General features: G+C 40.8%; 15 protein-coding genes, 1 pseudogene and 1 other annotated feature. Of the genes and pseudogenes, 7 read left to right on the forward strand and 9 right to left on the reverse strand.

What is annotated here, in order from left to right; translation table 11 throughout:
• The first annotated feature begins 39 nt into the window (after positions 1 to 39).
• Positions 40 to 1,365 carry a branched-chain amino acid transport system II carrier protein gene (gene brnQ / locus A4H00_RS08650; protein ID WP_067089612.1) on the forward strand — a complete coding sequence of 442 codons (1,326 nt, stop codon included), beginning with the start codon at positions 40 to 42 and terminating at the stop codon, positions 1,363 to 1,365.
• Positions 1,366 to 1,762: 397 nt separating this feature from the next.
• Here brnQ and A4H00_RS08655 read toward each other — a convergent pair.
• Positions 1,763 to 2,928: pseudogene (locus tag A4H00_RS08655) on the reverse strand (IS30 family transposase).
• A gap of 195 nt (positions 2,929 to 3,123) precedes the next feature.
• Positions 3,124 to 3,194, forward strand: a sequence feature (ribosomal protein L21 leader region).
• A gap of 37 nt (positions 3,195 to 3,231) precedes the next feature.
• On the opposite strand from A4H00_RS08655, the gene rplU reads away from it, so the two are divergent.
• Both rplU and rpmA read left to right on the forward strand, forming a co-directional pair.
• Positions 3,232 to 3,546, forward strand: coding sequence for a 50S ribosomal protein L21 (gene rplU / locus A4H00_RS08660; protein WP_008808969.1), 315 nt, complete (start codon positions 3,232 to 3,234; stop codon positions 3,544 to 3,546).
• 51 nt (positions 3,547 to 3,597) lie between these two features.
• On the forward strand, positions 3,598 to 3,891 hold the full coding sequence (rpmA, locus tag A4H00_RS08665) for a 50S ribosomal protein L27 (protein WP_067089616.1): 294 nt from the start codon (positions 3,598 to 3,600) through the stop codon (positions 3,889 to 3,891).
• A gap of 463 nt (positions 3,892 to 4,354) precedes the next feature.
• On the opposite strand, the gene A4H00_RS08670 is transcribed toward rpmA, so the two are convergent.
• Complete coding sequence (locus tag A4H00_RS08670; protein ID WP_067089621.1) at positions 4,355 to 6,565, reverse strand: alpha-galactosidase; 2,211 nt, start codon at positions 6,563 to 6,565, stop codon at positions 4,355 to 4,357.
• Positions 6,543 to 7,391, reverse strand: coding sequence for an AraC family transcriptional regulator (locus tag A4H00_RS08675; protein WP_067089626.1), 849 nt, complete (start codon positions 7,389 to 7,391; stop codon positions 6,543 to 6,545). Before A4H00_RS08675 ends, A4H00_RS08670 begins: the two co-directional genes overlap by 23 nt.
• Before the next feature lie 154 nt (positions 7,392 to 7,545).
• Between A4H00_RS08675 and A4H00_RS08680 the strand changes: the two genes are divergently transcribed.
• Positions 7,546 to 8,886: a glycoside hydrolase family 32 protein gene (locus tag A4H00_RS08680; RefSeq protein ID WP_082815627.1), complete on the forward strand. Its 1,341-nt coding sequence runs from the start codon at positions 7,546 to 7,548 to the stop codon at positions 8,884 to 8,886.
• Positions 8,879 to 10,267: a PTS transporter subunit EIIC gene (locus A4H00_RS08685; RefSeq protein WP_067089629.1), complete on the forward strand. Its 1,389-nt coding sequence runs from the start codon at positions 8,879 to 8,881 to the stop codon at positions 10,265 to 10,267. Before A4H00_RS08680 ends, A4H00_RS08685 begins: the two co-directional genes overlap by 8 nt.
• A 23-nt stretch (positions 10,268 to 10,290) precedes the next feature.
• Here A4H00_RS08685 and cydC read toward each other — a convergent pair whose 3' ends face one another.
• The 6 genes from cydC to A4H00_RS08715 form a co-directional block, all read right to left on the reverse strand.
• On the reverse strand, positions 10,291 to 12,048 hold the full coding sequence (gene cydC, locus A4H00_RS08690) for a thiol reductant ABC exporter subunit CydC (protein WP_067089634.1): 1,758 nt from the start codon (positions 12,046 to 12,048) through the stop codon (positions 10,291 to 10,293).
• The gene (cydD, locus tag A4H00_RS08695) at positions 12,041 to 13,759 is read right to left on the reverse strand and encodes a thiol reductant ABC exporter subunit CydD (protein ID WP_067089637.1); all 1,719 of its coding nucleotides are present in this window, start codon (positions 13,757 to 13,759) and stop codon (positions 12,041 to 12,043) included. The genes cydC and cydD overlap by 8 nt, the downstream gene beginning before the upstream one ends.
• Complete coding sequence (gene cydB, locus A4H00_RS08700; RefSeq protein WP_067089642.1) at positions 13,749 to 14,777, reverse strand: cytochrome d ubiquinol oxidase subunit II; 1,029 nt, start codon at positions 14,775 to 14,777, stop codon at positions 13,749 to 13,751. The genes cydD and cydB overlap by 11 nt, the downstream gene beginning before the upstream one ends.
• Before the next feature lie 2 nt (positions 14,778 to 14,779).
• Positions 14,780 to 16,201, reverse strand: a complete 1,422-nt coding sequence (locus tag A4H00_RS08705) for a cytochrome ubiquinol oxidase subunit I (RefSeq protein ID WP_067089647.1) — start codon at positions 16,199 to 16,201, stop codon at positions 14,780 to 14,782.
• 79 nt (positions 16,202 to 16,280) lie between these two features.
• Positions 16,281 to 17,489, reverse strand: a complete 1,209-nt coding sequence (locus tag A4H00_RS08710; RefSeq protein ID WP_067089650.1) for an NAD(P)/FAD-dependent oxidoreductase — start codon at positions 17,487 to 17,489, stop codon at positions 16,281 to 16,283.
• 15 nt (positions 17,490 to 17,504) lie between these two features.
• Positions 17,505 to 18,407, reverse strand: a complete 903-nt coding sequence (locus tag A4H00_RS08715) for a prenyltransferase (RefSeq protein ID WP_067089654.1) — start codon at positions 18,405 to 18,407, stop codon at positions 17,505 to 17,507.
• 235 nt (positions 18,408 to 18,642) lie between these two features.
• Here A4H00_RS08715 and A4H00_RS08720 point away from each other — a divergent pair, with 235 nt between their 5' ends.
• Together A4H00_RS08720 and A4H00_RS08725 are read left to right on the forward strand one after the other, a co-directional pair.
• Positions 18,643 to 19,407: a DUF6287 domain-containing protein gene (locus tag A4H00_RS08720; protein WP_067089656.1), complete on the forward strand. Its 765-nt coding sequence runs from the start codon at positions 18,643 to 18,645 to the stop codon at positions 19,405 to 19,407.
• A 75-nt stretch (positions 19,408 to 19,482) separates the two neighbouring features.
• Positions 19,483 to 20,736 (forward strand): DUF2130 domain-containing protein, encoded by a 1,254-nt coding sequence (locus tag A4H00_RS08725; protein WP_067089660.1) that lies wholly within the window; start codon positions 19,483 to 19,485, stop codon positions 20,734 to 20,736.
• Positions 20,737 to 20,740 lie beyond the last annotated feature (4 nt).

Raw genomic sequence — 20,740 nt, forward strand, 5'->3', positions numbered from 1 at the left:
GAGAAATAAAATAAACTTGAAATGAGATAAAGGAGTTTTATGAAAAAAGGTGCATTAACAGGATTGCTCCTGTTTGGAATATTTTTTGGTGCGGCAAACCTCATTTTTCCGCCCTCTTTGGGAGCCTTATCAGGCGATCAGTTTTGGCCTGCGGTAGCAGGATTTGTTGTATCGGGAGTAGGGATTGCGGTTTTAACATTGATTATCGGAACCTTAAATCCCAAAGGCTACGTCTATGAGATTTCACGGAAAATCTCTCCGCTATTTGCGACGGTGTATCTCGTAGCGCTTTATTTGGCGATTGGCCCCTTCTTTGCCATCCCTCGGACAGCAGCAACCTCATTTGACATGGGAATTGCTCCCTTGTTGAGCAATGGTGGAAATACTTTAGCACTCTTGATCTTTACGCTATTGTATTTCCTAGCTGCCTACGCTATCGCTTTACGTCCGTCAAAGATTTTAGATAGCATTGGGCGGATCTTAACCCCTGTTTTTGCTTTGTTGATTATTATCTTAGTGGTGATGGGTATCTTTAAATATGGCGCTAACGCTCCTTTGCCAGCCAGTGAGGCTTATACAGCTGGAAAAGCATTTGGAACAGGATTTATTGAGGGATATAATACGTTGGACGCTTTGGCTTCAGTTGCTTTTAGTGTTATTGCGGTCAATACATTGAAGCAATTTGGGCTATCTAGCAAAAAAGAGTATATGACAACGATTTGGATTGTTGGTATTTTAGTGGCACTGGCATTTAGTATCTTATATATCGGCCTTGCTTATCTTGGAAATCATTTCCCAGTACCGGCAGATGTTATGGCTTCAGATGCTAATAAAGGCGTCTATATTTTGTCACAAGCGACACAACATATTTTTGGGCCAGCAGCTCAAATTTTCCTAGCCTTGATGGTGACAGTGACCTGCTTTACAACGACAGTAGGATTGATTGTATCTACAGGTGAATTTTTTGCAGAACGCTTCCCACAACTTTCTTACAAAGTGTATGCAACAGTCTTTACGTTGATAGGATTCGCTATTGCAAATCTTGGCTTAACGAAGATTATTGCCTACTCTATACCAGTATTATTGGTCTTATATCCAATCACGATTTGCATTGTCTTGATTATTATTGCCAATAAATTCTTTCCGCTTTCCATACACGGAATGCGCTTGACAGTAGGGATTGTACTGTTTATGTCCCTTCTTGAAGTCCTCGCTGGAAAAATGGGTTGGACAAGCATCAGTATTTTCTTTACGAATCTTCCTCTAGGAGCTCAGTCTCTAGCTTGGTTACTGCCAGCTATTACAGGGATTACCCTCTCTCTATTTCTACCCCACAAACAAGAAAGTGAAGAGTTTGAACTATAAAAAATGAGTTGTCACATAACTGAGGTAAAAGACAGTGAGATGAGGGAGTTAGGTGTATGTTTCCCGTAATTTACAGAAGAAATCGCCAAATCCCCAAACTAACTTCATTTTAGAACTTTTGGGAAATTACGCACAGAATAAAAGCTAAATTCTCAAACTAACTTCCATAGCCTCTTAAAGTGGCAGTTAGTCTGATAAAAACGTTAAAAACCAGTGGAAATCCATGTCAGAGTAAGTTCCACTGGTTTTTATAATTGTTGATTTATGGTTTTTTTAGGCGAATGGTAGTTGAAAAAAAGAGCGCACAAAAACCCCTCATCTGAAAGCGTTTCAGATTAAGTTCCGCTATGGTGGAAGTTAGTGTGAGACGTTTGAGTGGATTTTATTCGGTTCGTTTTTAGGATTTATGTTGCAATACTTTAGGAGACTGGCAGACGTCTTCAGCGGGAATTAAGGAAATACCGAGAAGCTTAGCCAGTTCTTCGTCATAGGTAAACGTAAAAAGTTCATAAGCTGACTTTCCATTCAAAGCAGCACGTTTCACGCTATTGACATGCGAACAGACCAGGTTGATATCGTCCTGAGTTAAGGTATCAAAGCTCGTTCCTTTAGGGAGAATATCTCGAATGAGGGTATGCTTCTTCTCGATTCTTGCTTTCTGGTCAGACCGGTTAGGATCACAGAAGAAGAGGTTTACCTCTCCTCTCACGTCCATTTCAATATCATCGACTCTAGCGAATTCCCCACCATTGTCAGTTAGGATAACAGGGAATAACTCATGGAAATCTTTCCCTGCTTGAAAGAAGGCCTTCTTGATCTCGTAGAGGTGCTTAGCGACTTCAGGGGCAGTTTTATTGTCCAGAAGTCTAGCGAAGATAAAGTTACAGAAAGAGACATTGAAAGTGAGGAGCAGTTTTCCACCAATACGTCCTATAACCGTGTCCATTTCTAACCAAGAAGTTAGTTGGTTATGGGTCAAATACTTTTGGAAGTCCTCATAAGACCGTCCTTTTTTCGCTTCTTTAGGGATAGAAGGTAGAGTCGATTTGCGTCTTTCTTTGAATTTTACGGCCCTAGCGAGATCAATAGGAGCGATAGAAAGATATCCTTTACGGATGTGTCGATAGACGGTTGAGGAGCTGACATCAAGGTTATGAGTTTTAAGGATGTGATAGATGTGTTGTCCCTTTCTCACCCCATCTGAAATGATTTTATCCATGTCCCAGAAGGTTTGAGAATCGAGAGGTGTTCCTTCACGAGCCTCAACGAGAGTTTGTTCGTATTGTTTTTGAGCTTGTTTGGCGAAGTAGAATATTTTTTATAGCCACAATTTTGTCTTCTCTTAGGGCAAGCGTTACAGACAAAAGGAGCTTTATCAAGGAGAGGACAAGGAAGCCCATCACTAGTAGATGTTCTGATCTGTCTATTACGTTTGACTTCTTTGGAAACAGTAGTAGGATCTTTAAGGATGAATTGTGCGATGTTTTTGAAGGATTCTCCTCTTTCTAATCCTAGCTGGATATCATTGCGGTCTGAGAGGGTAAGGTGTTTGTATTTTGTCATCGTAAGAGCTCATTTCTAACCCAAACGTCTCAGACTTAATTCCACCATAAAAATCCGTTTTAGACTAACTTCCGCTTCGAAAACGAAAGTGGAACTTACTTTGGGAAATTACCCACAGAATAAAATTGTATTTATTGAGCGAAAATACTTGTCAAATCCCTTTAAGAATGATAGAATGAAAATGTTGACTATGCACAGCCTGTGCAACCGCTCGATCATCGTTTAAGAGGTTCGTCCCACGATGCTAGGCGAGTCTTCACAAAAAATCCGGGGTAAGTCCCAAAGTATCATAGGAGGTGCATAATGAGCACATACGCAATCATTAAAACTGGCGGAAAACAAGTTAAAGTTGAAGTTGGTCAAGCAATCTACGTTGAAAAATTGAACGTTGAAGCTGGTCAAGACGTTACATTTAACGAAGTTGTTCTTGTTGGTGGTGAAAAGACTGTTGTCGGAACCCCACTTGTAGCAGGTGCTACTGTTGTTGGAACTGTTGAAAAACAAGGAAAACAAAAGAAAGTTGTTACTTTCAAATACAAACCTAAAAAAGGTAGCCACCGTAAACAAGGTCATCGTCAACCTTACACAAAAGTTGTTATCAACGCTATCAACGCTTAATTTTAGCCTGGCGCAACAACACTCATCACAGAATATTGGAGGACTAACATTATGTTAAACTTGAATCTTGCTAACTTGCAACTATTCGCCCACAAAAAAGGTGGAGGTTCAACGTCAAACGGTCGTGACTCTCAAGCAAAACGTCTTGGAGCTAAAGCGGCTGACGGTCAAACTGTATCAGGTGGATCAATTCTTTACCGCCAACGTGGTACAAAAATCTATCCAGGAGCTAACGTAGGTCGTGGAGGAGATGACACACTTTACGCTAAAGTTGAAGGCGTAGTACGTTTTGAACGTAAAGGACGCGATAAAAAACAAGTATCTGTTTACCCTATTGCGAAATAAAAAGGTCCGCTGGACCTTTTTATCATTTTCTATTGAAATAATACTCTCTAAAAAAACAAAATCTAATTAGGAAATGAAATCATAGGTAGAACTAGAGTACAATAAGTTACGTGACGGAAGAAGTTGATTTTAGCTCTTTTTACGAAAATCTTATGAGTTTTTATTGTGCACTTATATTGTAAATTCAAGCTATAAAAAAGTGAGACCAACTGTCGCTTTTAAAGTACAGTTGGTCTCACTTTTTGCATGGTGTCAGAGTTCTTAATAGGAGACGTCAAAAAACAGTGATTTTTCCTTTCCTAGCTTTCAAGTCTGACATTTTTCATTGAAATATCCTTTCCTGTGTTTAGAGTCTGTTATTTTTTCTAAAAATTTTCTGACAATGTTCTAAGTTTCACTTTTTCAGATGAGAAAATCTTTTCTAGACAGGAAATCTTAATTTTTTGTCTGAGAATGCTCAGTCCTAGATAGTGGTCTTGCTTAGTGGTTTTCTCGTTTTCTTTTTTAGATAAAGAGTATAGGACTGATAATCACCTTTTTCAAATGATATAAAGAGTCCGGCATTTTTTAAGTCACTACCGGTGTAAGATTGTCCATCGGAGGTGATGTAATATGCATTGTCGTCTAGGTATGGAATTCGTAATAAATATCCTGTTTGAGATACAGAGTAAGTATTTCGAAATGCGACGAGGTAGTAGTTTTCTTTCTCTTCGCTTTCAAATAGCCAAGCAGTCGCATTATGATCAAAAGGAGACAGTAAACGGTAAAATCGACTGGTTTGGATCAGCTGACGTAATGATTTGTATCGGTTAATATGGTGTGCAATGACGTGATTATCCTCTAGTGAGGTTTGCAAGATATTGAGTTCATAACCCATATTGGTCGAATCTGCTAAATCCATGCGTGTTTGTAATGGTGTAGTGCGGTTGGTTTGATGATTTGGGACTGCTGAGACGTGGCCAGTTAACTGATAGGGATGAAAGAGATAACTAGCTCCATATTGAATAGCTTGACGATCGAGTCCGTCGGTGTTATCGCTAAGCCAAGTTTGTGGGAAATAATACAACATCCCAAAGTCTAGCCGTCCGCCACCACTGGAACAATTTTCAAAGAGCAAGTTAGGAAATTGTTGTGTAAGGTAATTTAATACACGGTATAAACCAAGCATATAACGATGAGAAAACTCTTTTGGTAGGAAGTGAGCAAGTTGACTTTCATTTTCAACCAAATGTCGGTTCATGTCCCATTTAATATAATCAACATGATAGGTCTCGATAAACGTGCTCAATGTTTGAATGAGCCAGTCTTGTACCTCTTTTTGTGTTAAATCAAGGACATATTGATTTCGGCCATAGTAGGCTGGGAAATAAGGTGATTTAACAATCCATTCGGGTTTTTCTTTACATAATTGGCTCTGTGCAGAAATCATTTCAGGTTCAAACCAAATACCAAATTTCATACCTTTCTGTTGGCAGGAATTTACCAGAGGTGTGAGATCGTTTGGGAATTTTATTGGATCAACATGCCAATCTCCGAGTGAAGTTTTGCTAGAGTTACGTCCAATAAACCAGCCGTCATCTAGCACAACAGCTTCAAAGCCAAGCTGATGTGCTTGTTCAATGACCTGTAACATTTGTTCTTCATTGACATCAAAGTAGGTCATCTCCCAACTATTGATCAAAATAGGAGCTATTTCGTTTTTGAACTGAGACGGGAGTAAATGATGGCGAGTAAAATGATGGAATTGATGTGACATACCGTTAAATCCAGCATCACTGTATACAAGAACGGCTTGAGGTGTTGAAAAACATTCTTTTGGACCAAGTTTCCAAGAAAACATCTCTGGATTTAATCCAATTTGAAGTCGTAATTGATCGTACTGGTCTCTTTCAATCAATTCAGTGTGATTACCGCTATAAATTAAAGTCAGTGCCCGCACTTCTCCATAACATTCATGTGCTAAATCAGAGATTGCGATAAATGGTGGATATTGTGGGCCACTAGCTCCTCGACTGCTTCCAATTCGAAATTGTCCATGAGTAATTGAAGTATGTTGCAATTGGAACTCTTTCTGATGAGAACCATAGAAGCTAGTGAGTTGTTGACCTTGATAGAGAGTATCGATTGTGGCACTAGCAAAGTGTTGAATTTCAATCTCATCGCTAGATAGATTTGTCAGTTTGCTAGAACGGATGATGGTATTATTATCTTTAAAAATAGAGTAGAAAAGGTCTAGTTGTACCCGTGAAGTTGAATCGATTAATGTTAAGACAAGTGTTTTTGCTTCATCAATGCTTGCTCTTGCATGAGGTAAATCTGGTAGATTTGGAACTCCGTTAAAAATGTTATAGGAATGAAAGATAGGTCGAAGCGTTTCGGATTGGTCAGCTAAACGGAGTTTTAATCCCGCTTCTTTATAATCTCCCATAAAAGATAGAGGACATTCCTGGGGAAGAAATTCAAAAGATTGATTATCTTGCTCCAAGGATTGGAAACTAGCAAAGGTTTTTTTGTAGCTGGGAAGTCGGTTGGCTCCGGAATAGTTCCTAACGGATTTTCCCCAATAGCGATGAATGAGGTAACGATTGTCCAGTAGTTCAATGATGTAGCTGATTGATTGATTGGTCAGGTGGAAGTAGTTCGTAGTAGAATCAAATGTGATGGATAACGTCATGTTTGTATTCCTTTCGATAGGTGGTTGGTGCGATTGCGGTTTCTTTTTTAAAGAATTTTGAGAAGGAGAGAGCATCCGAAAAACCAACGGAATGTGCAATCGTATTGATGGGATACGATGTCTCGATGAGCAATTCTTTGGCTTTTTTTATTCTGAGTGTAGAAAGATATTGCTTGGGAGAAATTCCTGTTTCTTTTTTAAAGAGATGAGCCAGATAATTGGGATGGATTCCTATGAAGTCAGCTACATCTGCAATTTGAACAATTTCATGGTAATGTAAATCCATGTAGTGTCGTGCAAGAGTTGAGACTTGCTGTTCAGAAACTTGATCCAGAATTCCAATTTCTTCGACTAATTTTCCTAGTAAAGTATACATGAAGCCATTGATTTTTAAAAAGGAGCTGAAAGTATTCTCAGAGACATCAAGCATTTGATTGATGAGGGCTTCATAATCTTCCGCATTTTTGCAATCAAAGACAAACTGATGTTGTTTCGATGCTTGGTAGATAAAATTAGACTTGATTCCTAAAAATCCTATCCAGGAATATTTCCATGGATTGTCTGTATCAGCAGTATAGCGAAACCAGTAGCCGGCAGGAATGATAAAGAGTTGGTTTTGCTGGATAATGTAGTGCTTCTCTTCAATTTCAAAAGTTCCCTTGCCCTCTTTAACAAAGAGTATGACGTGATAGTCACGGCTTCGTAAACTGTAGGAATGATTAGGGCGACAGTATTCAATGCCGCTACTATACAAAATGAGGTCTGAAATATGTTTATTATTGAAATCGGTAAATCTATCTGTATATTGTCTTAAATAATGTTCCATACATTTTAGTATAACGAAAAATCAAAAATAGTCTAGTTTATATGAGATTTTTCCATATTCTTGTATAAAATTTCCATAGAATTCCAATCTGTTATCCGTTAAAATAATAAGCAACAACTAGTTGAAAACGCTTTGAAATAAAAGGGAGGAATCTTTGGAAAATCAATATCGGAATGTATTTCATTTGGAGCCTGGTAAAGGCTTGTTAAATGACCCTAATGGGCTTGCCTTTTATCAAGGAAAATACTATGTTTTCCACCAATGGAACCGCTTTGAGACAAATCATTCTTACAAAGAATGGGGGCTGTTCACTTCAACAGACTTATTAGAATGGACACACGAAGGAAGTGCGATTTTACCTGACAGAAGGGAAGATAGTTCAGGTGTCTATTCAGGCTCTGCCATTATTGTAAACCAAGAATTAAGAGTATTTTATACAGGAAATAGCAAAGAAAAGGGACAGAGAAAATCGGTGCAGCTACAAGCCATTTCAGATAACGGGAAGACATTTGTCAAAGGCCATATTGCGACTCTAACCCCTTCTCATTTTACAGAACACCATCGTGATCCCTATGTTTGGCAAGCAGAAGGGAAGTTCCATATGATTGTCGGAGCACAAGATAAGAAAGGAAGAGGTTGCATTGCTTATTATCAATCAAAAGATAGTGAAAGCTGGCAATATCAAGGTATTTTCTTTCAATCAGATGACTTAGATCAAATGGCAGAATGCCCCAATATAGCTGATATGGAATCAAGTCAAATTCTATTAGTTTGTCCACAGAAACGAGATTTAGAACAAGATACAGATCTTTCTAGTTATGCAGGCTATTACATCGGAAGCGTAAAAAATGGAGAATTTTTTCCTCATACGGATATTCAAAAAATGGATGAGGGATTTGATTTCTATTCGCCACAGGTGTTCCGAGATCCTAGGGGACGACAGTTGATGTGGGCTTGGATGAGTAGGATGACGCAAGAAGAGGAATTAACTTGCCCAACTCAGAAAGATGGTTATTTGCATTGCTTAACGATGCCGAGAGAGTTAAAGCTTGTCAATCAGCAGCTATATCAACTACCTTTAGAAGAATATATGCATCATCGAAGGTTAGTAGAAATGATTACAAGTTCAGAGTATGAAATAGTAGCTACCTCGGGTATGGACATTCTTGAGTTAACTTCAGAAAAATCGATGGATGGATTAAAAGTAGAGATTGGTCATCAAACTGTTTGGCTATCCTATGACAATCAGCAACTGACCCTTAGTCGTAAGAGTTGGGTAAATGATTCAGTACAAGAAAAAACAATTTTCTTAGAAAATTTACGGACGATGCAACTATTTATTGATCAATCAGCACTAGAAATTTTTATCAATCAAGGAGAGAAAGTGATGAGTTTGCGCTATTTTAATAGTGATCCTAAAAAAAATTATCATTTCAAATCTTCGAATGATATAACAATACATTGCTATAAAATGGAGAAGGAAAAACATGGATAATAAGACATTAGCAAAAGAAATTTTACACTATGTCGGTGGAGTAGACAATGTGAAATCTGCTCAACATTGTGCTACGAGACTACGAATCATCACAAAACATCAAGACTTAGTCAATGTAAAGGCTATTGAGGACTTGGATAAGGTTAAGGGAAGTTTTTATAATTCAGGACAGTATCAAATTATATTAGGAACAGGTTTGGTAGATAAGGTTTATGAAGAGTTTATGCCGTTAATTGGTCAAAGGCAAGCGGGAAAAGTCGAGGATGAATTGCTAGAGACAGAAAAATGGACGTTTAAACGAGCTATTCGAATTTTTGGAGATGTATTTGTTCCGATTATTCCAGTTCTTGTTGCAACAGGTTTATTCATGGGGGTACGAGGTCTTTTGACTCAGGATACTATTTTGTCCTTTTTTGGTATGACAAATAAAGATGTACCCGTCGAATTGATTCAATTTACCCAGATTTTGACAGATACTGCTTTTGCCTTTTTGCCTGCCTTAGTTGCTTGGTCAACCTTCATCATCTTTGGTGGAACTCCTATTTTAGGAATTGTACTTGGTTTGATGTTAGTCAATCCAGTTTTACCAAATGCTTATTCAGTTGCTTCAGGTGATGCAGAACCAATGGTTTTCTTTGACTTCTTGAAAGTAGTTGGATACCAAGGCTCAGTTTTACCAGCCTTTGTGACAGCTATTGCTGCAACAAAGATTGAAAAAGGATTTAAAAAGATTATTCCAGACTCATTGGATTTAATTTTGCGGCCATTCCTCACTCTTTTGACCGGATTAATTCTTGGGATAGTTATTATTGGACCTATTTTTCATAGCGTAGAAATTTATGTGCTAAATACAGTTGAATTTCTTCTAACCCTACCTTTTGGTATTGGTGGTTTAATCTATGGAAGTTTTGGACAATTACTGGGAATTTTAGGGATTCATCATATCCTCAGCTTACTGGAAATCAATATGTTGGCACGTGATGGATGGAATTTACTGAATCCTATTGGAACATGTGGGAATGTGGCACAAGCAGGAGCAGTACTAGCAGTTGGCATGAAAACAGTTTCTACTAAAATGAAACAAGTTGCCTATCCTTCAGCCTTATCAGCAGCTCTTGGAATTACTGAACCAGCTGTATTTGGTGTAACCTTGCGGCTTGGTAAGCCATTCATCATGTCAATGATTGGAGGAGGAGTTGGGGGATTCTTTGCTTCGATTTTCCAATTGAAAGCAACAGGTCTTGGCTTGACTGGAATTCCTGGAACTTTGCTGTATTTGAATAATCAATTGCCACTATATATTGTGACAAATCTTATTGCATTTGCAACGGCTTTTGTTTTAACGTGGACAGTTGGCTATAAAAAAGAAGAAACAGTATAAAAAGGAGCGGCATTGGCTCCTTTTTATACTGTTTCTTTTTCTCCATCATCAACTGCTTTGAGATGACGGAAGCGTGGACTAGTTTCCGCTAGAAAGGCAGGAGAGCCTTCCATTTCGAGTTGCCCATTTTCGAGGAAAATAACACGGTCAGCATATTCGATCCCCTTTAAATGGTGGGTAATCCAGATAACGGTTTTACCTTTTAGCTCCTCCATAAAGGTTGTTAGGAGTTGTTTTTCGGTAATGGGATCAAGCCCAACAGTCGGCTCATCGAGAATAACGATAGGTGTTTCTTTTAGAAGAATGCGGGCAAGGGCAATTCGGTGCCGTTCTCCCCCTGAAAAACGCAGACCAGCTTCGTCAACCATGGTATCCAGTCCTTGTGGTAAGGCCGCAACCATTTCCTTTAGGCCAACACGCTCAAGAACATGCCAGACTTGATCGAGACTAGCCTTTTCATTTCCAAGGCGGATATTATTGAGCAAGCTCGTCCGAAAGAGATAGGGTGCCTGCTGGATAACGCCAATGTAGGCTGGAATAGCTTCGCCAATAGTAGCTACTGGTACACCACCCAGGGAAATGTCTCCTAAACTAGGCTGTAAATCTCCTCTCAACAGAGTTGCAAGGGTACTTTTTCCAGAACCACTCCGACCTAGAATGGCCAGCTTTTGTCCTTGAGGAATGGTCAAGGACAGTTGGTCAAGGACCAGTCGTTCATCACCAGCATAGTGAAAGCTGAGATTGTTTATCTCAAGAGTATAAGGAGCTTGCGGTTGCTGATTTGTTGTCGATTCAGGTCGTAGGCTAGGAAGAGCATTGAGCCGTTCAATTGAGTCCGCATAACTGTTTGTTTCTTGACTGGCAGCAGATAATCCTGCAAAGGCATCGATAATGGGAAGAAGCGATAGGACAAAGGCTGCAACCCAATTGGCTGCCCCTCCATGATGACCAGTAAAATGACTTCCCGCCCAAAGGAAAGTAGCAAGAATCAATCCACCATAAGCTACTTCAAATAGAAGTGCTCGCTTATTTTGGAAGGATTTCATCTTAGCTTGGACTGCCATCAGTTGGTCTTGTGAATGTTCATGGAGTGCAACATATTCTTGTCCCCGTTGGCTGAAAATCCAGTCTGAAATTCCCAAGACATTGTCAGTTAATTCTGTATACAGGCCATTTTTTAAGGCTTTTTCTTTTTGCTGTCTTGCTCCATTAACGAGAACAGAAACCAGAGGAAAGAGAAAAATCAGAATGGCCAGATAAAGGAACATGAAGAGCGCGAACCGCCAAGAAAAGAACCCCAACCCAATCACGATAAATAGGTAGAGAATCCAAGCGATAACTGTTGGGAAAATGGTCCGCAAGTAAAGATTTTGTAGGTGATTGATGTCTTCTGCTAAGAGTCCAATCACATCTCCCAAACGAAAATCACGTTTAATGAAAATCGCATCCTGTTCCAAGGTCTGATAGAGCTTGAGCCGGAGTTGCGAGGTCATTTTGAGAACCCAATTGTGGCTCGTCAAACGTTCCAAATAGCGGAAAACTGGTCTAGCAATCCCAAAGGTTCTAGTCAGAACAATCGGAATATAAACGAGGAGAATATTGGTTGGTAGAGAGGCAGATTTACTAATCAGAAAGCCTGAGATGAACATCAGAGCACCTGCACTAAAGAAGGTCAGAAAACCAAGAAACAAGGCAGCAACTAAGGCTAGTTTGTATTGTTTGAAAAATGGTTTGACCCAGTGGTCATCTTTCATGACACGAAACAAAGGAATATTAGTCATGACTTCCTCCCATTGCAGTTTTTAGGTGATAGAGTTTGCCTTTTTTGGCTAGGAGTTCTTCGTAGCTTCCCATTTCCACGATTTGTCCTTGATCTACGACCCAGATAGTGTCCATTTGGTGGAGCCAGTGAAGGCGGTGAGTGGCGAGTAAGACCAAGCGGTTCTCCATCAATGGTAACATTTTTTCCTTTAGTTCCAGCTCGGTTTCAATGTCAAGGTGGGCGGTTGGCTCATCGAGTAGGAGAATACGACGCTCTTTATCAAGAAAGGCACGGGCAAGAGCAATCCGCTGTGCTTGACCGCCACTTAGAGGACGAGCCCCATTTCCGATACGGGTGCCAAGACCTTCAGGTAGACTAGCCACCAGTTCATCCAACCCGACAACTGAAATCGCCTCTCGTACCTCCTCATCGCTGGCTGAAGGGGTATAGAAGGTGATGTTGTCACGAAGGCTCATTTCAAAGACATAGGGATTTTGTGGGATGTAAAGGAGTTGCTTACGCCAATCTTCCTGATCAAGGTTAGTGACTTTCTGCTGGTCTATCCAAATGTTGCCCTCGACAGGTGCTAGGAATCCACTCAAGAGATTGATAAGACTAGACTTCCCAGAACCACTCATGCCGATAATACCGATTTTTTGATAGCCTGTGAGAGCAAGTGATGTTCCTTCAAAAAGTTTTTTATCCTCGTAGGCCATGGAAATCTGATCCAATGCTAAGCGACTGTCTCTCGTCCATGGTGCCATGCTGATTTGTTCCTTGCGGATACTTGTGGTATTCAAGATTTCTTGAATACTTTGCATGGCATTTTTTCCGTCTAAGGTAGCGTGGTAGTCACTTGAAAAATCACGCACAGGTAGGAAATATTCTGGAGCTAAAATGAGAATAGTTAGGGCTGGAAAAAGCAGCATTTGACCGTTGATCAATCGAAGCCCCAGAAGAACTGCGACTACCGCAATGGATAAGGTGGTAAAGAAATCAAGAGCAAAAGTGGATAAGATTCCAATGCGTAAGGCACCCATGGTTGCTTTGCGGAAATTTTCACTGGTTTGGTAGATGTTCTTGGCATAGGGCTTGCTGCGACCGAAGAACTTCAAGGTATCAATACCTCGTAGCGTATCCAAGAAATGGTTGGACAAGAGCTGGTATTGTTGGTACTGACGGTTGGCTCTTGCTTGTGCCGCATATCCCAAGATAATCATAAATAGGATGATAATGGGAAATACAACGAGGAGAACCAGACCAGATTCCCAGTCTAAATAACAGATATAGGCTAGAATAATCCAAGGAATGATGCTCATATTCATCATCTTATTGAGAATCAGGTGCAGGTAATTTTCGACCAAAGAAATGCCGTCTAAGGTCATGGTGATGACATTTCCTGAACCTTCTTTTTGAACGATATGCGGTCCCAATTCAAAGAGTTTCTGGAACAGGTTTTCTCGTAGGAGACGCGCCTGTTGACTAGAAAAAGCATCCAACCGCTCATCCTTGAGGTAGTTTATGCCATGTCGCCCTAGATAGGAGAGAAAAAAGCATAGGATAGGCCAAAGTTGATTGTTTAGAGCTTGTCCCTCCCAGACACCCGTAATGGCCTGACTAATACCTGTTGCCTGTCCGATAATAAAGATTGCCTGAAGGATGTCTAATCCTGCAAGCAATCCTAATAGTTTATGAACACCGGACAAGCGCATCACAGCTTTATCCAGCATGGTGTTCCCCCGTTCCAACGACTGGTAGCTTAATCCGTTTTCTAAAGATATAGTAAGTCCAAGCAGTATAGGCTAAGACAAAAGGTACTAAGGTTAAGGCTACCATTGACATAATGCTAAGTGTGTAAGGGGAAGATGAAGCAGATGCAATGAGCAAATCGTATTTTGAACTGATTGAGCTAATCATGACACGTGGGAAGAGTCCTTGGAATAATAGGACAACAACGGTCACCAAGGAAAGTCCACTAGCAAGAAAAGCTGTCATTTCAGCCTCTTTGAGGACAGATACATGAGCCACTAGAGTAAGAAGGACAATAGCCACTACCAATACCAAGGTTGGTACAAGGTGTAGTGCAAAGAAGTCTGTCTTAAAAAAGAGCAGGGTCGCAAATGCTACCAAACCAAGATAGAGTACAAGATAGAGTTTCTTGGCATAGTCACGAGCACGAGTGCGGATATCGCCTTCTGTTTTTAGGCTGATGTAGTTTAAACCATGTAGATAGGTCAAGAGTACCATAGCGACTCCACCAACTAGTGAGAAGAGGTTGAAGTAGTCGCCAAAATGAGCAGACATATTGCCATTTTCATCGAGGGGCATTCCTTGAATGAGGCTGATAAACATCACACCAAAGAAGAAAGGAACGATGAAGGAGCCGATAGACAAGGTCCAGTTCCAGCGTTGCTTTTGCGCGGCAGGAACTTTGTGGCGAAATTCAAAGGAGACACCACGGATAATCAAGCCGACTAAGATGACCAACAAGATGAGATAGTAGCCGCTGAATAAAGAAGCATACCAGTAAGGGAAAGAAGCAAACATTGCTCCACCCGCAGTGAGTAACCAAACTTCATTGCCGTCCCAAACAGGGCCAATGGTCTGTACAATCTGATCTTTTTCCAGCTCATTTTTGGCGAGTGATTGCACGGCCATTCCTACTCCGAAGTCAAATCCTTCAAGGAAGAAGAAGCCTGAAAAGAGTAAGCCGATGAGAAAGAACCATAACAATTGTAAATTGCTCATGTTTAGAATGCCTCCTTATTAAATGTATCAATGGAAGAATAGCCACCGATGTGCAATCCCTCATGTTCAGGACCCTGGTGCAATTCTCGAATGACCAATTTGATCATGGTTGTTGCTAGACCAGTGAATAAGATAAAGTAGACGATATTGGAGACAGTCAGAGAAGCAACAGATACATTTGGTGACACACTTTGTTCAATCGTAAAGAGACCGTAAACTGTCCAAGGGTAACGACCTTGCTCTGCCACAACCCAGCCGAAGGTATTGGCTAAAAATGGTGCAAAGGTTGTGAGAGCTATTAGCCAGAGCATCCATTTCTTTTCATAGAGGATTGGATTTTTCTTTCTGGTCCAAAATAGTCCCAAAGCAGATACAAGGAGCATTAAGGTTCCAAAACCGGCCATGATACGGAAACCGTAAAAGAGGAGATTGACCATTGGGAAGTAGTTGCGATCCCCATATTGAGCAATCAATTCTTCATTGGCTGTATCCATTCCTTTAACGGCACCAGACATCTTATGGTAAGACAAGATACTAAGCATATAAGGAATTTTAACACCAAAGACTTGTTTGTGTTTGGCTTCATCTGCCCAAGCAAGGACAGTCCAAGCAGCAGGGTCGCCAGAATCTTCATAGTCCCCTTCCATGGCTGCAAATTTCATTGGCTGATCTTCGATAAGGGCTTGCATTTGCGCATCTCCAGCTCCAAGTACAGAGAGAGAGCCAATAAGAGAAATAATCAAACCAATACGAATAGATTTTTTATAGAGTGCTTGAGTAGTTTCAGTTAGGCTGTTTTTTTTCAAGAGACGGAAGGCTGCCATTCCAGCTACGAGAATACCGCCCATGGTAATAGCACCTGTAATAACGTGGCTGTATTCGTAGATGAACTGTGGGTTGGTAATCAAGGCACCAAAATCTGTCATCTGGGCACGACCATTGACGATTTCATAGCCGACTGGGTGCTGCATGAAGCTGTTGGCAATCAAAATCCACATCGCTGACATCAATGAGCCAAATACAACTAACCAGATGAAGGTAGCATGTAATTTCTTGCTGATTTTTTTGTTGTCCCAAGTGAACATCCAGAGTCCTAGAAAAGTGGATTCCATGAAAAAGGCAAAGAGGGCTTCGACCGCAAGCGGTGCTCCGAAGATGTCACCAACAAAGCGGGAATAGTCAGACCAGTTCATTCCGAATTGGAATTCTTGGATAATCCCTGTCACCACACCGACTGCGAAACTGAGCAGCATGATATTGCCCCAGAATTTCGTTAATTTTTTGTACTCTTCCTTGTTGGTCACCACATAGCAGGTTTCCATGATAGCCACCACGAAGGCTGTACCAATGGTAAATGGTACGAAGAAGAAGTGAAAGATAGTGGTCATCGCAAATTGCAGACGAGCCAAGGTTTCTATCGTCATAATAACCTCCAATTGAGGAGCTGAACAAAGGATTCAGCTCATTCCTAAAATTTTTATTTGTATATGATTCGTTTCTTGCTTAATGATAGAGGTCAAAGCGACCGTGTGCTACCAATTCCTTCAATCCTCCCATATCCAGAAGTGATTTGTTCATGATAGCTTTTTTGATAACAGAGGCGGGGTAGCCCTTGACTTTTTTATCAAAAGCAAGACCAAGTGCGTGGGTGTTGCCGATAGAGGCAACTGTTCCCTGTGATTGATAGACAAACTCTTCAAGCGGTTCGCCCTTTAATTGATGTTGTAGATTTTTGGCGACATGTTTCCCCATTTGGGTTGCAATCTGAGCAGTTGTTGGGTAAGGGCGACTGGTTGTTGGATCCATAAAGGCGGACACATCTCCGACGATATAGACATTGTCATGGTCAGGGGAACGCAAATCATTTGTTACGACAACACGACCGCGGCGTTGGTCAAAGCCAGATTCAGCTATGACAGGACTGCCGCTGACACCTGTTGTCCAGATGATAGTTGAAGCAGCGATAGCCTGTAGCTCTTCTCCTGTTTCGGCTGTCGCATAAAGAACTTGACCTGGTGTAATCTCTTTAATCATGCAGCCCGTCATGAGACGAATTCCTAGTTTGTCAATCAACTGCAGGGCATAGGCACGCAAGTCGTCATCAAACATCGGTAAAATACTAGTTGCTGCTTCTACACAGATAATCTCAATCTTATCTGAGCTAACTCCAGCAAGGTCTGCATAGCGCTTGCGTTCATCGACAAATGCTCCTGCTAGCTCAATACCTGTAAAACCAGCCCCGCAGATTAAGAGGCGCAGATGATTTTCATCTTTGGTTTCACGATAGGCAGCCATTTGATGTAGAATATGCTGATGAATGGCTTCTGCAGTTTCAATATCTACCATTTGTAGGGCATTTTCCATAGCCCCCTTAATGCCAAATGTTTCAGAGGTAAAACCGAGCGCAATGACTAGATAATCGTAGGAGAGTAGACCGCTTGTTTGTAACTGAACTGTTTGTGTTTCGCAATCAATAGTCAAAACCTGATCTTGGATAAAGGTCACTCGCTGAGAATCGATGACCTCTTGAATTGGAAATGAAATCTTTCTACTTGGTTGAGAACCAGCTGCAACCTCATGTAATTCAGTCGCTTCATAGTGATAGGGATTTCGATCGACTAAGGTGATATGAACATCACCTGCTTCTTTTTGTAAGGTACGGACAGCTTTCAAGCCAGCATAGCCCGCTCCTAATACTAGAAATTCTTTCATAGTATCTACTCCTTTCTAAAGTAAACCGATTCCCAGTGCATAAGTGAGAACTTGGACGGTAGAACCCAAGGCTAAAATCTTGATTGCACATGGAAAGGTTTCTGATTTAACTTGTTTTTTCCATAAGAGCTTGGTCTGTTGCACGATAAAGGGCAACAAGAGTAAGCTGAGTAAACTCGTTATCGGAGCAATTCCTAAAAAGATCTGACAGACAATAGCGAGTAGCGCCATTCCATTTGCAATCGCAAATAGAGAGAGTCCTCCTTTGATTCCAATATAATGAACCAAGGTATAGCGGTGATTTTGCTCATCTTCTTCCTTATCGCAGAGGTTATTGGCCAACATCAGATTGGCAATCCAAAGGGTATTGGGAAGAGAAATCAGAAAAATCTGTGCAAGAGCCCTGAAGCTCCAATCAAAGTCAGGAGATGTATTGAGGTAGACACAGATGAGACTGATCATAAATCCCATTGTAAAGCCAGAAAATACTTCTCCTAAAGGCAGACTCGATAAAGGTTTTGGACCGGATGAATAAAAGATTCCAACAGCGTAGCAAAATCCTCCCATGATGAGTAAGGGCCAACCAACAAACCATGCTAAGATCAATCCAATGAGGAGTGAGACAGTAAAGAGGAGCAACATGAGTCCTTCTACTGAGCGCAAGGATAGGTTTTCCCGCCCGATGATATTGGTTTTTGCTTGATAGGCTTTGTCCAAGGCGTGCCGATAGTCGTTGTAATTATCCCATACATCGACAAACATGTTGAACAAGAGCATCGCGATAAAGTACCAGACAATATAGAGGGGTTGTACTTCTCCGTATACATAGTAGCTAAAACAAATTCCAATTAAAAAGGGCAAGATACTCGCTGTTTTTGCTTTGATTTCCACCAACTCCAAAAAAATTGGTAAGGTCATTATCTCCACCTTTCTATCACATCTCTTAACCCTATTATTATATAGGAAAAGAGTCAAAATTGGAAATAATTAAAACTAAAAAATGAACAAAATACGGAAATTGTCAAAATGAGTTTTGACAGAATTGTATGAGTTGTTGGAAAAATTACATTTATTACTAAAATGGTACAATTTTAGTAATAAAAAATACTTTTTCATACCATACTGCGAATAGATAAAATAAGGAGATGTAAAAATGGTAAAAAGGAAAAAATTAAATTATGTTAAAGTAAGTGTTGCGACTATCGCACTTGTATCTGCCGGAGTTTTGACATTGACATTCTGTCAGCCAAAGGGGACAAAGAAGGCTGTTTCTACAGCCTCCTCAATCAGTCTAAGCAGTAAGAAAGTAGTCGTAGCCAACCCCTCATCGAGCAAAGAAAAAGTAAGCAGGAAGGAAGAGGTGAAAAAAGCGGCAGAACAGAATCAAGCTTCGACTCCAGCAGCTTCAGATAGGAAAGCTAAGGAGGAGGTGCAAGCTCAAGTTTCTGGAATAGACGTTAGCGCCTTAGCAAAGGGAGATTTTTCAAGTGTTACTGGAACCTGGTCAACCTATAGAGGAACAAAACTTGTATTTAACAAAGATGGATTGGTTGCTCTACAAGGAGATGAGGGAGAAGTGTCAACTGCTGTAACCTTGTCTAGTGGTTCGGTTACGGATAAGCGGTATGAAGCAGGAATCGGAGTACCTTATAAATGGGGCGCAGCTATCAGCTTTATCCCAGCAGGGGTGCCAACCTCAGGGGATAAAATTGTCTATCAACAAGACTGTATCCTCATTGCTCAAAGCGTTAATGACGAGTACGAGCCATTTTACAAAATATCAGATTCAACAGACATTCCAGAAGAAAGGAAGATTGCTTCAACAGAATCACAGGAGGAACAACCAGCCGAGACTCACCCGACCGAAACGGAAGGGAAGACAGACAGTAGTGAGGTTGAGGCGGAATCACACCAATAGTCATAAAACATCAGATTTTTCTGGTGTTTTTTGCTATACTAGATATACATCAGGAAAAAGAAACAAGGAGAAAACATGCAGACACTAACATGCCCTCATTGTGGGGTTGCCTTTCAGGTCAATGAAACAGAATACAGCCAGTTATTGTCCCAAGTTCGTGGGGCAGAATTTGAAAAAGAATTGCATGAGCGTTTGGCGCGTGAGACAGAATTGGTTGAGGAAAAGGCCAAAAATGACTTACACCGCCAATTAGCTGAGCGAGATAAAGAAATCGTAGAGCTGGCTGCCAAGTTGGAACAGGCAGAAAGTAAGACAGAACTGGAAATTCGCTCTGCCTTGTCCCAAAAGGAGCAGGAAATCCTGTCTCTCGAAGCTCAGGTAGAGAAAATTCGTCTGGAAAAGGATAATGAGTGGCAACTGGCTCTCGCTTCAATGGAAAAAGAACGTGATGCGGTTAAGACCAAGTTGCTCTTGCAGGAACAAAAGCAGGAATTGGCCTTAGCCACGACCAAGCAGGAGTTTGAACTCCAATTAAAAGCGGCGAATGAGCAAGTTGAATTTTACAAGAACTTTAAGGCCCAGCAATCCACTAAGGCAATCGGAGAAAGTTTGGAATTGTATGCAGAAGCAGAATTTAACAAGGTTCGTCATCTGGCCTTTCCCAATGCCTACTTTGAAAAGGATAATCTAGTGTCTAGCCGTGGATCAAAAGGTGATTATATTTACCGTGAAGTGGATGAGAATGGGGTAGAAATTCTCTCTATTATGTTTGAGATGAAAAATGAAGCCGATGACACGGTGAAAAAGCACAAGAACGAAGATTTTTTCAAGGAATTGGACAAGGACCGTCGGGAAAAGGACTGTGAATATGCGGTTTTGGTGACTATGCTTGAAGCTGATAATGACTACTACAATACAGGGATTGTTGACGTCAGCCACAAATATGAAAAGATGTATGTTGTCCGGCCCCAGTTTTTTATCCAGCTGATTGGGATTTTGCGCAATGCAGCCATGAATGCCCTCAAGTACAAGCAGGAATTGGCTCTGGTCAGAGAACAGAATATCGACATCACCCATTTTGAAGAAGATTTGGAAGTTTTTAAAACGGCCTTTGCCAAAAACTACCAGTCTGCTAGCACTAATTTCCAAAAGGCGATTGATGAGATTGACAAGGCCATTAAGCGCATGGAAGCGGTCAAGGCTGCTCTCACAACCAGTGAAAATCAGTTGCGTCTTGCCAATAATAAATTAGAAGACGTTTCCGTCAAAAAGTTAACCCGAAAGAATCCGACTATGAAAGCTAAGTTTGATGCCCTAAAGGAGGAGTAATGAT

The sequence above is a fragment of the Streptococcus marmotae genome, from assembly GCF_001623565.1.
Taxonomy (GTDB): domain Bacteria; phylum Bacillota; class Bacilli; order Lactobacillales; family Streptococcaceae; genus Streptococcus; species Streptococcus marmotae.